This is a genomic window from Rhizobium deserti, assembly GCF_004358025.1.
In the GTDB taxonomy this organism is placed as follows: Bacteria; Pseudomonadota; Alphaproteobacteria; order Rhizobiales; family Rhizobiaceae; genus Neorhizobium; species Neorhizobium deserti.
On sequence record NZ_SMTL01000006.1, the window covers coordinates 39,693 to 52,295 of the forward strand.

General features: G+C 58.7%; 14 protein-coding genes. 7 read left to right on the forward strand and 7 right to left on the reverse strand.

Annotated elements, in window-relative coordinates; translation table 11 throughout:
* The first annotated feature begins 96 nt into the window (after positions 1-96).
* Entirely contained in the window at positions 97-309 is a 213-nt protein-coding gene (locus tag E2F50_RS18830) for a hypothetical protein (protein ID WP_133317731.1), read from the forward strand.
* Positions 310-452: 143 nt separating this feature from the next.
* On the opposite strand, the gene E2F50_RS18835 is transcribed toward E2F50_RS18830, so the two are convergent.
* Positions 453-767, reverse strand: a complete 315-nt coding sequence (locus E2F50_RS18835) for a hypothetical protein (RefSeq protein ID WP_133317732.1) — start codon at positions 765-767, stop codon at positions 453-455.
* Between the two features lie 257 nt (positions 768-1,024).
* Between E2F50_RS18835 and E2F50_RS18840 the strand changes: the two genes are divergently transcribed.
* Positions 1,025-1,309 (forward strand): hypothetical protein, encoded by a 285-nt coding sequence (locus E2F50_RS18840; RefSeq protein ID WP_133317733.1) that lies wholly within the window; start codon positions 1,025-1,027, stop codon positions 1,307-1,309.
* Here the strand turns inward: E2F50_RS18840 and E2F50_RS18845 are convergent.
* Entirely contained in the window at positions 1,299-2,015 is a 717-nt protein-coding gene (locus E2F50_RS18845; RefSeq protein ID WP_133317734.1) for a DUF72 domain-containing protein, read from the reverse strand. The two genes, E2F50_RS18840 and E2F50_RS18845, sit on opposite strands and share 11 nt — an antisense overlap.
* A 97-nt stretch (positions 2,016-2,112) precedes the next feature.
* Here E2F50_RS18845 and E2F50_RS18850 point away from each other — a divergent pair, with 97 nt between their 5' ends.
* Together E2F50_RS18850 and E2F50_RS18855 are read left to right on the forward strand one after the other, a co-directional pair.
* Entirely contained in the window at positions 2,113-2,817 is a 705-nt protein-coding gene (locus E2F50_RS18850; RefSeq protein ID WP_133317735.1) for a GntR family transcriptional regulator, read from the forward strand.
* A gap of 96 nt (positions 2,818-2,913) precedes the next feature.
* Positions 2,914-3,876, forward strand: a complete 963-nt coding sequence (locus E2F50_RS18855) for a dihydrodipicolinate synthase family protein (protein ID WP_133317736.1) — start codon at positions 2,914-2,916, stop codon at positions 3,874-3,876.
* 56 nt (positions 3,877-3,932) lie between these two features.
* Here the strand turns inward: E2F50_RS18855 and E2F50_RS18860 are convergent, their stop codons facing one another.
* From E2F50_RS18860 to E2F50_RS18880, 5 genes are all read right to left on the reverse strand, one after another.
* Complete coding sequence (locus tag E2F50_RS18860; protein WP_133317737.1) at positions 3,933-5,165, reverse strand: Gfo/Idh/MocA family protein; 1,233 nt, start codon at positions 5,163-5,165, stop codon at positions 3,933-3,935.
* Positions 5,166-5,187: 22 nt separating this feature from the next.
* Complete coding sequence (locus E2F50_RS18865; protein ID WP_133317738.1) at positions 5,188-6,039, reverse strand: sugar phosphate isomerase/epimerase family protein; 852 nt, start codon at positions 6,037-6,039, stop codon at positions 5,188-5,190.
* 73 nt (positions 6,040-6,112) lie between these two features.
* Positions 6,113-7,276: a dihydrodipicolinate synthase family protein gene (locus E2F50_RS18870; RefSeq protein ID WP_133317739.1), complete on the reverse strand. Its 1,164-nt coding sequence runs from the start codon at positions 7,274-7,276 to the stop codon at positions 6,113-6,115.
* An 11-nt stretch (positions 7,277-7,287) separates the two neighbouring features.
* Complete coding sequence (locus E2F50_RS18875) at positions 7,288-8,430, reverse strand: Gfo/Idh/MocA family protein (RefSeq protein ID WP_133317740.1); 1,143 nt, start codon at positions 8,428-8,430, stop codon at positions 7,288-7,290.
* 231 nt (positions 8,431-8,661) lie between these two features.
* Positions 8,662-9,351 carry a TetR/AcrR family transcriptional regulator gene (locus E2F50_RS18880; protein ID WP_133317741.1) on the reverse strand — a complete coding sequence of 230 codons (690 nt, stop codon included), beginning with the start codon at positions 9,349-9,351 and terminating at the stop codon, positions 8,662-8,664.
* A gap of 119 nt (positions 9,352-9,470) precedes the next feature.
* On the opposite strand from E2F50_RS18880, the gene E2F50_RS18885 reads away from it, so the two are divergent.
* The 3 genes from E2F50_RS18885 to E2F50_RS18895 are packed head-to-tail and all read left to right on the forward strand — an operon-like array spanning position 9,471 to position 12,583.
* The gene (locus tag E2F50_RS18885; RefSeq protein WP_133317742.1) at positions 9,471-10,757 is read left to right on the forward strand and encodes an ABC transporter substrate-binding protein; all 1,287 of its coding nucleotides are present in this window, start codon (positions 9,471-9,473) and stop codon (positions 10,755-10,757) included.
* A 4-nt stretch (positions 10,758-10,761) separates the two neighbouring features.
* Positions 10,762-11,715 (forward strand): carbohydrate ABC transporter permease, encoded by a 954-nt coding sequence (locus tag E2F50_RS18890; protein ID WP_133317743.1) that lies wholly within the window; start codon positions 10,762-10,764, stop codon positions 11,713-11,715.
* Positions 11,708-12,583: a carbohydrate ABC transporter permease gene (locus tag E2F50_RS18895; RefSeq protein WP_133317744.1), complete on the forward strand. Its 876-nt coding sequence runs from the start codon at positions 11,708-11,710 to the stop codon at positions 12,581-12,583. Before E2F50_RS18890 ends, E2F50_RS18895 begins: the two co-directional genes overlap by 8 nt.
* Positions 12,584-12,603: the final 20 nt, after the last annotated feature.

Consider the following 12,603-nt stretch of genomic DNA (forward strand, 5'->3'; position numbering starts at 1 on the left):
GGCTTCAATTCAGCGAAGGACAAAGCCATGGCACGAAACCTGACTGCCCAAATAGATGCGATTAGCGAACAGCTGGGCGAAATCCGAGGAAGCTTGATGAAGCATGCAAGTGCGTCTTCGGACAATGCATCATCCTACCTGGCGCCGATTGCCCGCAGGCTGGTCAGCGATTTTCGTCATGAAGGCTACGATCTTACCGACGCCGTCAGGCGCAATCCCACCGCAGCAACCGGAGCGCTGGTCGGCGCCCTAGCGCTGGGAACGGTAATCGGGATTCTTTTTTCGAGCTCTAGCAGCTCACGCCGATAGTCGCAGATCAAGAGGCTTATCATGCTACGGCTATGATGAGCTAACTTAGCCCAGCACCAATCATTTTGAAAGCCTGGAGCGGGCTGGCCCAAAAGGCGGCAAGACTGCCGCCTTTGAAGATTGACTCGACTTCTCAATCGAGTTCAGCCAGCATCTAGATGGCGTGCGCCGGCTTCCTTGAAGGCCTGCATGGCGGCCGAGAATTTCTCCGAACTAAGATCAGCAGATACTTCTATCTCTCCCTGCAGAGCACCGTCCGTGCGCGGCGCGTCATCGCGCACGGACGGTGCATCGCTTCCATTCGGCTGTGTGCCTGATGTATTGGCAGACCCAACCGCCTGCACGAAAATATCTGCTCGGTTCAAACCATATTCCTGGGTGAGGTGTTCGATTGCCTGGTCGGCAGCGGCACGCGTGGCAAAAGTGCCCTTGATGGTTTTAACGCTCTCGTCTGACATTTCTAAACTCTCCTCTGCGACATCTATGAAAGGAGAAAGCGGCTCGATAGTTCCCGGCAACGCCTGCTCTCACCGTCTTGCAGCGGAGGACGTCAGCACTGGGTCTTCGACTTGGACTGCAAAAAGCCGGCGTGTTAAAACGGACGCTGTCAAGCGCATGATCATGTTCGTCTTCCATCGTACAAAAGCTTGTCGAGGGGTCGAAGCCCAAAGTCGCCATGCTATACCCGCCCGATGAGTCGGGGGCATGAACGCTTATGAGGACGCGGCAGGAAATTGCGGCCAAAGTGATGGCCGGAATGCGTGAACGCGGCTTGGTAATGGATGGGGCTCCTGAAGTCGTAGCCTTGATCGCCGATTGGGCAGCCGGCTTGATCGAAATGCCCGAATGCCGCGAGCGCTATCTAACGATCGTCCGTCAAAGAGAACAGATGCGGCGCGCACGACTCCATCCGCTTGTTGGCGAAACCATCCTGCAGCTCGATGACGCGCAAGCTGGGCCGGTTCATGCGAACGGGGACAGCGAATTCTCTATTCCATGAAGTTCTGAGGCTGACGTTGGGTTTGCTCCAGCATGGTCAGGGCATTTTCTGCAGCCGCTCCAGACGCCGTGTTATCGAATATGCACCAGCCATCTGGCGCTAGAAGCTGCAGATAGCTGGCTATATCGGCGGCGTTATAGCTGGAGTAGTAGACTTTCGGGCTACCATGCAGGCGGATGTATCGGGGCGGCTGCCGGAAATCCTGAGCATTCCAGACACGGCTGGGATCGGCCAGAACCCGGTCGATGAGAAATTCTTCCAGAAGCGCCAGCGCGTCATCAGAAGACCAGCTTTCATGGCGGGCTTCCATCACAATCGGTCCGGCATGGCAGGCACGCATGGCCGCTAAGGCACCTGCGGCGTCATCTCCCTGGAAGGCAAGGGTCGGCGGCAACTGGCAAAGCAGTGGGCCAAGCTTGTTCTCGAGAGGCGTAATATCGCTGAGAAAAGCTTCGAAGGGTTCTTCGATGCTCTTCAGCCGACGATCATGGGTGATCTCCTTCGGCATCTTCACGGCGAAGCGAAAGTCATCCGGCACAGAATCCGCCCAACGCTGAAAGGTTGTCGTGCGGTGTCGCCGATAGAAGGTAGAATTGATCTCGACGCCCTTGAAGACGGCAGAATAGCGCGACAAGCCGCTGCCTTGTTCAGGGAAGCGATCAGCGACGGCTTTCGGGATGGACCATGCTGCCGTACCGATAAACAAGGCGTCCTCCTCGGTTACTATTACAAAAGAACTGGTGCAGCTGACCTTTTCTGACAGATAGGCTAAGCCGGAATTTACAGCGAGAAGCGGGGGCTTGATGACGACGAACGATGGTGGCCAGATCACGGAGCGCAAGCGCGGCTCGGGGGTCAAGATGGTCTATGACCTCCTGCGCGACGAGATCCTCGACCTGAAGTTGGTGCCTGGAAGCCCTATCGACGAAGTGCAATTGGCAGCCCGCTTCGGCATGTCGCGCACGCCGATCCGTGAAGCGCTGGTGCGGCTGGCCGGGGACGGCCTCATCGAGACATTGCCGAACCGCTCGACCCTGGTGTCGAACATCGACTTTCTCAACATGCATGCCTATTTCGACGCGCTCGTCCTGATGTACCGAGTCACCACACGTTTGGCGGCTTTACATCATACTACGGACGACCTGCATCTGATCCGCGGTCTTCAGGATGAGTTTGCCGCTGCCGTGCAGGCCCAGGATGCTCTGGGGATGATCGCCACCAATGCAGGCTTTCATTCGGCAATCGCCGCCGCTGGCCGCAACCACTATTATGCAAGCTTCTTCGAGCGGCTGCTCGTCGATGGCCGACGCATCCTGCGCCTTTACTACCAATCCTATGAAGACCAGCTTCCGTCCCGCTTTGTGGAAGAGCATGCGGAAATCATTGCCGCAGTCGAAGCGCGCGACGTCGCTGCTGCCGATCGCCTCGGAAAGATCCATGCCGAGCAGATTGTGGAGCAGATCAACCGTTTGCTGACACGCTACCAAAGCTCAGACATTCAGCTTTGACTGTGTATTTTTCTTGTCGACAAGGCTCTCACGATGGTGTTTGGTGGCAAACAAGGCACGATGCGGGCCAATCCACAGTATTGAAGGTGAAGAGAGATGAAGGCACAGATATTCTCGGGCGTGGTTCCGGCACTGATGACGCCCTGCAAGGCAGACCGCACGCCGGATTTTGACGCTCTGGTTACCAAGGCTACCGCGCTCATTCAGACAGGCATGTCCGCCGTGGTTTACTGTGGCTCAATGGGTGACTGGCCGCTGCTGACGGACGAACAACGGATGCAAGGCGTAGAAGCGCTGGTCAAAGCCGGGATTCCGGTCATTGTCGGAACCGGTGCCGTCAACTCTGCGTCAGCCGCCGCGCATGCGGCGCATGCGCAGAAAGTCGGCGCGCAGGGGCTCATGGTCATCCCTCGCGTCCTGTCACGTGGCTCCGTTATCGCTGCCCAGAAGGCCCATTTCAAGGCCATCTTGTCGGCGGCACCGGATCTGCCGGCGGTCATCTACAACAGCCCCTATTACGGCTTCGCCACTCGTGCTGATCTGTTCTTCGCTCTGCGGGCCGAGCATGCGAACCTCGTCGGCTTCAAGGAGTTCGGCGGGCCGGCGGATATGCGCTATGCGGCAGAAAACATCACCAGCCGCGATGACAGCGTATCGCTGATGATCGGCGTCGATACGGCCGTTTTCCACGGCTATGTCAATTGCGGCGCGACCGGCGCCATTACCGGCATCGGCAATGTGCTTCCCCAGGAAGTGCTGCATCTGTGCAACCTGGCTCAGGCGGCGGCAAGGGGCGACGCGGACGCCAGGCTTCGCGCCAAGGAGCTTGAAGAGGCACTGGCAGTCCTGTCCTCCTTCGATGAGGGTCCCGACCTCGTTCTTTATTTCAAGCACATGCTGGTGCTGAAGGGCGAGGAGGAATACGCGCTGAACTTCATCGATACCGATGCGCTGAGCGAAAGCCAGCGGGGCTATGTCGAGACCCAGTTCAAGCTGTTCACCACATGGTATGCCGACTGGAGCAAGCTTCCGGGCGCCGTCCAAACATACAAGGCTTAATTGCCTTTGCGAAACGAGAGCGGCAAGTCAGTCTTGCCGCCCGGCTTTTTCGCTAGTCACAGTACCGGCTCGATCTCTACCGCACCGCCGTCGCGCGAACTTTCAAGTGCCGCGATACCGCACAGGACGGACATGGCGCCGGCACGTGATCCTGCGCGCTGGCGTAGGCGATCGTTGGAGCCTGGCTTGAAGATCATGTCGCGCATCCGGTTGTCGCCACCATAATGGCCGCCCGGCTCATGCGGGATCCAGATATGCTCCACGCCACCGCCGAAACTCTTGATGAGCAGGATCTTGTCGGCCGGCGGTTCAGTCCAGGGCTGCTTTTCGAACTGACGCAGCTCGATGCGGCCCTTGTGCCCGTTGAAGGCAATATGATGCCCTTCGATCGGCATGTAAGTGTTAAGAGAATAGGAAACCTGCACATTGTTGCGGTAGCGGATCGTCGCCGTCATCGTATCCGGAATGTCAATTTCTTCGCGGAAGACGCAGGCATCCCGCACGTAACCGTCCAACTTGGATGGATCCTCATAAAGTGCATCCAGGAAAGGGTCGCTCTTCAGATCGAGGTAATAGGGGCATTCCGCCTTGTACGGACAGATCTTGCAGCGCGGACCACGGAAGGGGCCGTTGTGGCCATAGTGCAGCAGTTGCGCGAAGGATTTGACCTCGACCGGATCTGAATCGAGATACCAGTTCAGAAGGTCGAAGTGGTGTGTCGCCTTATGCACGAAAAGGCTGCCGGATCGCGCCGTGAAGGCATGCCAGCGCCGAAAATAATCTGCGCCATGTTGGTTGTCGAGATACCAGTGGAAGTCGACGGAGGTGATATCGCCGATCGCCCCATCTTCAATGAGTTCTTTGATCCGCGAGGCGGTTGGCGCAAACCGATAGTTGAAGGAGACATCGACACGGCGGCCCGTGCGGGCTTCCGCGTCCCGGATGCGGGCGATCTTTTCGCGTGTCGTGGCAAGCGGCTTCTCGCTGATCACGTCGGCGCCGGCTTCAAGCGCGCGCACGATGATGTCGTCATGGGTGTCGTCAGGGGTACAAACGATCACCAGGTCCGGTGATAGATCCGCCATCATCCGGTTGAAGTCGTCGTAAAGCGGCGCATCAGAGCCAATCATCGCACGAGCCCGTTCCGCCCGCATCAGATTGATGTCGCAAATGCCGACGAGTTCTACGAACTCGCTCCAGCCGGTCAGTAGATCGCGGCCCCACATCGTGATGCCGCGATTGCCGGTGCCAACAAGGGCATAACGCCGCCTTTGGGTCGCTTGCAGCATGGCTTTATCCTCCACTCTTCTCTCAGGTCGCCGCTGCGGCACCCGTTATCGTCTGGCATACGGTCTGGTAGCGATCAACGATGGTCGCGAGTACCTCGTCTACCGGGCGGGCCTGCCAGCGGTGGGAGAAGATTTCGACCTCCTGCGGTCCTCGATATCCGGCATTCTCGATCATGGCGCGGAAGCGACCAAGATCGATGACTCCGTCGCCCATCATGCCGCGGTCGTTGAGCGGATCGACCGTCGGCACCAGCCAGTCGCAGATGTGATGCGCAACAATCTGACCGTTGCGGCCGGCCCGCGCCACCTGCTCTTCGAGCTCCGGGTCCCACCAGAGGTGATAAACGTCGATTGCAACGCCTGTTCCCTCCCCCAATTTGTCGCAGAGGTCGAGGGCCTGCTTCAACGTGTTTAGACAGGCGCGTTCAGCTGCATAGAATGGATGCAGAGGTTCGAGGGCCAGCTTGACGCCTTGCTGGCGTGCATACGGGAGGATTTCGGCGAACCCATCCTCGACCATCTGCCGCGCTCCCGAAAGGTCGCGCGATCCCTTGGGCAATCCCCCCACAACCATGACGAGGCAACTGGCACTGAGCGCTGCCGCTTCGTCAATGGCGCGGCGATTGTCTTCGATGGCAGCCCTGCGCCCAGCAGCATCGGCCGCCGAAAAGAAGCCGCCCCGGCAGTGGCCGGTCACCCGCAGCCCATTCGACGCCACGATCCGCGCCGCCTCGACAAGGCCCGCCTCTGCGACATGCTCCCGCCAAGGCGAAATCGCTGTGATGCCGTGCCTCAGACAAGCATCAACGATTGCGCCGAACGAACCTGCCTGCCTCACCGTTGCGAAATTGATCGATAGATTATCCAGTGACATGCCGAGCTCCTCCGGATGGTCTGGTTATAACTTGCAAAGGCCGTTCGAGAGCCATCCGCACACGGTTGCCATTTCAGTGTATGCCCCGCGTGGCGAGGAAGGTCTTCATGCGCGCCGCGGCGAGGTCCGGATCGGAGAGAACATGAGCCCTGTCCGCCAGCCGAAACAGGTCCGCAAAATGCAGGGTGGAGCGGGCGCTTTCCTGGCCACCAACCATGGTGAAGTGATCCTGAAGCCCGTTCAAATAAGCGAGGAAGACAATCCCGGTCTTGTAGAAGCGGGTCGGAGCTCTGAAGATGTGGCGGGACAGGGCCACGGTCGGCTCAAGCACATGGAAAAATTCGTTGTCCGCGCCACGCTTCAGACTTGCAAGAGCCTGCGACGCAGCCGGGGCGATGGCGTCGAAGATACCGAGCAGCGCCTCCGAATAGCCTTGTTCGTCACCAGCGATCAGTTCGGCATAGTTGAAGTCGTCGCCGGTATACATGCGCACCCCCGGCGGCAGGCGGCGGCGCATGGCGATCTCCTTCTCCTTCGACAGAAGCGAAACCTTGATGCCGTCGATCTTCTCACGGTTGTCGGACATCATCTGGAGACATGTATTCATCGCCTCCAGGTGATCCGGGGAACCCCAATATCCGACAAGCGCCGGATCGAACATCTCGCCCAGCCAATGGATGATGACCTTGTCGCGGGCTCCGGAAAGGACGCGAGAATAGACGAAAAGGTAGTCATCGATCGAGGCAGCGCTACGGGCGAGCGCCCGGCTCGCCATCAGGATGACCTGACCGCCCTCCCCTTGCACGAAATCCAGCTGTTCCTGGTAGGCATCAACGATCTCGTCTATAGAATAGAGCTTGTCTTCCAGGTGGTCGGTGCCGACGCCGCAGGCGATGATCGCATCGTCGCGGCCGGCAGCCTCCTTCAGCGAGCGGGAAACGAGTTCCTGCGCATCTCGCCAGGTCAGGCCCATGCCGCGTTGGGCAGTATCCATGGCTTCGGCAACGCCAAGACCGAGATCCCAGAGCCTATGCCGGAACCGCAAGGTAGAATCCCAATCAATCGCCGGCGCCAGCCAGGGATCATTGTCGGCAAAGGGATCGGCGACCACATGCGCGGCAGCAAAGGCGACGCGGTTGAAGTCTTTCGCCCGACGTTTTTCGAGCCGGATTGGCGTGCCGCTCATCCGATAGGAGGCGATGCTGCGGTCTGGATTAGGCAGGAAAAGCGACGTCATTTCCCCCTCCTTCAGGCGACAGCGGGAACGTCAAGCCAGCGGCGTTCCTTCCAGGACCGAAGCCCGAGCTCCGCCAGTTGCACGCCCTTGACGCCCTCCATCAAGCCGTAAGGCCAAGGTCCATCCTCGGCCAGATGGCGCAGAAACATCTCCCACTGCGCCTTGAAGCCGTTGTCATAGGCGATGTTGTCCGGCACTTCCTGCCAGGTCTTGTAAAAGTCAATCGTCTGCGGCTGATCGGGGTTCCACACCGGCTTTGGGGTCGCGGCCCGCGGCTGGATGAAGCATTTGCTGAGGCCCGCCACCGCTGATCCATGCGTGCCGTCCACCTGGAAGGTGACGAGATCGTCGCGCCGCACCCGCACCGCCCAAGAGGAATTTATCTGGGCGATGATGCCACCTTCCAGCTCGAACGTGGCATAGGCCGCATCGTCGGCATCCGCGACATAGGCATTGCCCTGTTCGTCAACGCGCTTGGGAACATGCGTCGTGCCGAGGCAGCTGACAGCTTTAACCGGACCGAACAGGTTGTCGAGGACATAGCGCCAGTGGCAGAGCATATCGAGGATGATACCGCCGCCGTCCTTCAGCCGATAATTCCAGGAAGGCCGCTGGGCAGGCTGCCAATCGCCCTCGAACACCCAATAGCCGAACTCGCCGCGCACAGAGAGGATCTTTCCGAAGAAGCCGGAATCCCTCAGCATGGCCAGCTTGCGAAGGCCGGGAAGAAAGAGTTTGTCCTGCACCACACCATGATTGATGCCGGCACTTTCGGCCAGACGCGCAACCGCAAGCGCGTCCTCCAACTTGTCGGCAATGGGTTTTTCGCAGTAAACATGCTTGCCGGCATGGATCGCCTTGGTCAGCAGTTGGGCGCGCATCTGCGTTGTTCCGGCATCGAAGAACAGCGTGTCATCCGGGTTGGCAAGCGCGGCATCAAGATCCGTCGTCCAGCGCTCCACATCGTGACGCTTGGCAATTTCCTCGATCTTGGCAGCATTGCGCCCGACCAGGATGGGATCAACCAACAGTTTCTCACCGTTCTTGAGCGTGACGCCACCTTGGCCGCGGATGGCGAGAATGGACCGCACCAAGTGCTGGTTATAACCCATGCGGCCGGTGACGCCGTGCATGATGATGCCGAGACGCTTCATGACTTCCTCCTCCCGATCGCCTGCTTGCCTCGGTGGCAATCGTGCCGGCGCTGACGTGCAACGGATAACGGTGCGGATATGCCGTAAGCTCACACCGCTACCGTAGATGCCAGCGGCCTCCCCCGCCTGCATCCTGGTCACTTTGTAACTGTCTGGTTATTTGAGACTACGAAGATGCGTAGCTGTCAAGAGGGTTTTTCATGAAGCCTCAACGCCGCCGATCGGCGGAGCTCAGACTTGCGCCATGGACAGTACTGTGGCGACGATATGCTGGCCCCACCGATCGAGTTCGCCGGGAGCGACAAGGTCGCGCTGGAAGATGGTGGATAGGGTGAAGCGGTTCGACAGGTAAAAATATCCGAGCGAAGCAATCGTCAGATAAACGTCCACCGGATCAAGCCCACACTTGAAAACCCCCTCCTGGCTACCGCGCTGCAGCACATCCTTGAGCTCGGAGATGAAATTCGAATGCAGTTCCGCCACCACCTTCGATTGCCGCAGATAGCGTGCTTGATTGAGATTCTCAGTTGCCAAAATACTAAGAAATTCAGGGTGATCCAGGAAATAGTGCCACGTAAAAAGAGAAAGTTCCCGCAGACCCTCGACCGGCGGCTTGTGGGCCAGATCAAGCCGCCGTTCGGCATGGCGAATATTGCGGTAAGCATCTTCGAGGACAGCTAGGTAGAGCGCATCCTTGTCGCCGAAGTAGTGATAAATCATACGCTTATTGGTACCGGCCCGACGTGCGACGACGTCCACCCTGGCGCCAGCCAGTCCCTTAGCGGCAACCTCGCGGCGAGCTGCTTCCAGAATTGCTGATCGAGTGCGCTCCGGATTTCGCGACTGCGAAGAGCCACGCCGTCGTTCCGGCTTGTCCGGCGCCGAAGTTTCTGCACTGGCTTTATCGACCGCATCGGCCACGGCATAATCTCACTTGACATGGGTTATTTTCAGTGTTCCCATGTAACCACATAGTTATAAAACGGCAATATGTCGTTTGCAGTCATCGTAAATTGGCAGTCATTAGGGAGGAGTTGCCAATGCCTATGATGCTTGACAGGAGAAGTGTGCTTTGTGGAGGGCTTTCTGCCCTGTCACTGGCTGCACTTAATGCCCCGGCACTCGCTCAGGCCACTCGCCTGCGGATGATCTGGTGGGGTTCTCAGGAAAGAGCCGACCGCACCAATAAGGCGATCGCGGCTTTCAAGACAGCCAAGCCCGATATTACCATTGCCGGTGAATTTGCCGGTTGGAGCGATTACTGGCCGAGGCTGGCGACCCAAGTGGCGGGGCGCAATGCGCCCGACATCATCCAGATGGATTATCGATATATCTTCGAATACGCGCGCCGAGGTGCCCTGGCGCCGCTCGACGATTATCTCGGCAAGGGTCTGACGATTGATGATTTCGGCAAGCCGAACATTGAATCTGGCCGTATCGACGGCAAGCTCTTCGGGATCAATCTCGGCGTCAATTCCAGCGTCGTGCTCTACGACAAGGCCGCCTGGGAAAAAACCGGCGTCACGCCCCCCAGCATGGGGCAGACCTGGGAAGAGTTTGCTGAAAACACCATTGCTTTCGGGAAGAAAAAGCCGAAGCCCGGTTATTTCGCGACGGCCGATGCCAGTGGCCTCGAGCCAAGCTTCGAGAATTATCTGCGCCAAAACAACAAGGCTCTGTTCAGCGCCGACGGACAGCTTGGTTATGAGCCGGCCGATGTGGCTGCCTGGTTCAAGATGTGGCAGGACATACGCAAATCCGGCGGTTGTGTGCCGGCCGACGTGCAGGCCCTAGATCAGCAGAATATCGAAAGCAACGCGCTGACGACCGGCAAGGCGGCCACCGCCTTCGCCCATTCGAACCAGTTCGTCGGTTACCAGGCGCTCAACAAGTCGAAGCTGTCTTTGACGGCCTATCCAAGAGTGGGCAAATCCTCGCCGTCCGGTCATTACCTGAAGCCGTCCATGCTGATGAGCGTCTCTGCCACCAGCACGAACCCCAAGGGTGCAGTGGATTTCATCAATTTCCTGGTGGCCAAGCCGGAAGGCGTCGATCTTCTTGGGGTCGAGCGCGGCGTTCCCGCCTCGACGGCTATGCGCGACCAGCTGACGACCAAGCTGGACGATGTGAGCAAGGCCATGGTGGAATATATTGCCGCCATCACGCCAGAGGTCGGCCCCTTGCCGATCAACCCGCCGCAGGGCGCCGGCGAGCTCGCCTTCGTGTTGACGCGCGTCAGCCAGGAGGTTGCGTTCGGGCGGATCACGCCAGAAGAGGGTGGTGAACGCATGGTGACCGAAGCCAAGCGCACCCTGGCGCGGAAGTGAGCCGATGGCGCTTCATTCCGAGATCCTGTCGAAGGAGGGCCGAGCATCGGCTCTCCGCAGCCGAGGGACGTTCCGGCGGATCCTGGAGCGCAATGCTGCGGGCTACATCTTCCTTCTGCCATGGTTGCTGGGCTTTTTCGGCCTGACGCTCGGGCCGGCACTGGCCTCGCTCTACCTGTCCTTCACCAATTACGACCTGCTCCAGTCGCCGGATTGGGTAGGAGCGGCCAACTATGTTCGGATCCTGAGCGATGATCCGAAGTTCGGCGCCGCCATGCGCGTGACCTTCACCTATGTCGTGCTGTCGGTTCCGTTGAAACTGGCCTTTGCGCTCGCCGTCGCCATGGCCTTCAACCGCGGCATCAAGGGGCTAACGCTTTATCGGGCGATCTTCTATCTTCCTTCGCTGCTCGGCTCCAGCGTCGCCATTGCCGTTCTATGGCGGCAGTTGTTTGCTTCCGACGGGCTCGTCAACATGGCTCTGTGGCAGATCTTCGGCTTTGAAGGCCCGAGCTGGATCTCTAACCCGGACTACGCACTTTACACGCTGGTCCTGCTTTCGGTGTGGCAGTTCGGCTCGCCGATGATCATCTTCCTGGCCGGCCTGCGGCAGATTCCGACCGATATGTACGAGGCGGCGGAAATGGATGGCGCCGGCAAGGCTCGGCAATTCTTCAAGATCACCCTGCCACTCTTGACACCGGTCATCTTCTTCAATGCCGTGATCCAGACCATCGAGGCCTTCAAAGCCTTCACGCCGGCCTTCATCATCTCGGAAGGAACGGGCGGGCCCATCAACTCCACGCTGTTCTATACGCTCTACCTGTACCAGGAGGCCTTCGGCTTCTTCCGGATGGGCTATGCTTCTGCGCTCGCCTGGATCCTCGTGATCATCATCTCGCTGTTTACGGCCTTCTCCTTCCTAGGGGCGCGCTATTGGGTGCATTACGATGAGTGACGCAACGCGTGACATCCTGACTCCCCCGAAGGTCCAGCGTTCGCCGCTCGTGTCCGTCTTGCTGCATACGGCGCTGATTATCTGTTCCTTCGGCATGCTTTATCCGATCCTGTGGATGATCTCGGGCTCCTTTCGGCCGCAGGAAGAGCTTTTCGGCACGTCCTCACTTATTCCCTCAGCTCTTGACCTTGGCGGCTATTTCCGCGGCTGGACTGGGCTTCAGGTAACGTTCGGACGCTTCTTCTGGAACTCGCTTGTTATCTCGGTGCTGGCGACCATCGGCAACGTCGTTGGCTGCTCTCTTGCCGCCTTCGCCTTCTCACGCTTGCGGTTCGGCGGTCGGAAATTCTGGTTCGCCCTGATGCTCGGCACGTTGATGCTGCCCTATCACGTCGTGCTCATTCCCCAGTACATCCTGTTTCTGCATCTCGGCTGGGTGAACACGCCGCTACCGCTCATCGTACCGAAATATTTGGCGACCGACGCCTTCTTCATCTTCCTCATGGTGCAATTCTTTCGCGGCATTCCCAAAGAGCTGGACGAGGCTGCCGTGATGGACGGATGCAGCCCCTTCCGCATATACTGGAAGATCATGCTGCCACTGTCGCTGCCGGTTCTGGCAACGGCGGCGATCTTCTCCTTTATCTGGACTTGGGACGATTTCTTCGGGCCGCTCATCTATCTGAGCGACATCGATACCTACACCGTCCAGCTGGGCCTCAGATCCTTCGTGGACTCCACCGGTAGCTCCGACTGGACGGCCCTGTTTGCCATGTCCAACCTTTCGCTCATCCCCGTCTTCCTGTTCTTTCTGTTTTTTCAGCGCCTGCTCATTGAAGGCATTGCCACCACCGGCATGAAGCGCTGAACCCTTGCCAGGAGTGTTCC

What these genes read in the sequence shown, in the direction of transcription:
- E2F50_RS18830 (WP_133317731.1), top strand. Translation starts at nt 97, where the DNA reads ATGAAGCATGCAAGTGCGTCTTCGGACAATGCATCATCCTACCTGGCG.
- E2F50_RS18835 (WP_133317732.1), bottom strand. Translation starts at nt 767, where the DNA reads ATGTCAGACGAGAGCGTTAAAACCATCAAGGGCACTTTTGCCACGCGT.
- E2F50_RS18840 (WP_133317733.1), top strand. Translation starts at nt 1,025, where the DNA reads ATGAGGACGCGGCAGGAAATTGCGGCCAAAGTGATGGCCGGAATGCGT.
- E2F50_RS18850 (WP_133317735.1), top strand. Translation starts at nt 2,113, where the DNA reads ATGACGACGAACGATGGTGGCCAGATCACGGAGCGCAAGCGCGGCTCG.
- E2F50_RS18855 (WP_133317736.1), top strand. Translation starts at nt 2,914, where the DNA reads ATGAAGGCACAGATATTCTCGGGCGTGGTTCCGGCACTGATGACGCCC.
- E2F50_RS18860 (WP_133317737.1), bottom strand. Translation starts at nt 5,165, where the DNA reads ATGCTGCAAGCGACCCAAAGGCGGCGTTATGCCCTTGTTGGCACCGGC.
- E2F50_RS18865 (WP_133317738.1), bottom strand. Translation starts at nt 6,039, where the DNA reads ATGTCACTGGATAATCTATCGATCAATTTCGCAACGGTGAGGCAGGCA.
- E2F50_RS18870 (WP_133317739.1), bottom strand. Translation starts at nt 7,276, where the DNA reads ATGACGTCGCTTTTCCTGCCTAATCCAGACCGCAGCATCGCCTCCTAT.
- E2F50_RS18875 (WP_133317740.1), bottom strand. Translation starts at nt 8,430, where the DNA reads ATGAAGCGTCTCGGCATCATCATGCACGGCGTCACCGGCCGCATGGGT.
- E2F50_RS18885 (WP_133317742.1), top strand. Translation starts at nt 9,471, where the DNA reads ATGCCTATGATGCTTGACAGGAGAAGTGTGCTTTGTGGAGGGCTTTCT.
- E2F50_RS18890 (WP_133317743.1), top strand. Translation starts at nt 10,762, where the DNA reads ATGGCGCTTCATTCCGAGATCCTGTCGAAGGAGGGCCGAGCATCGGCT.
- E2F50_RS18895 (WP_133317744.1), top strand. Translation starts at nt 11,708, where the DNA reads ATGAGTGACGCAACGCGTGACATCCTGACTCCCCCGAAGGTCCAGCGT.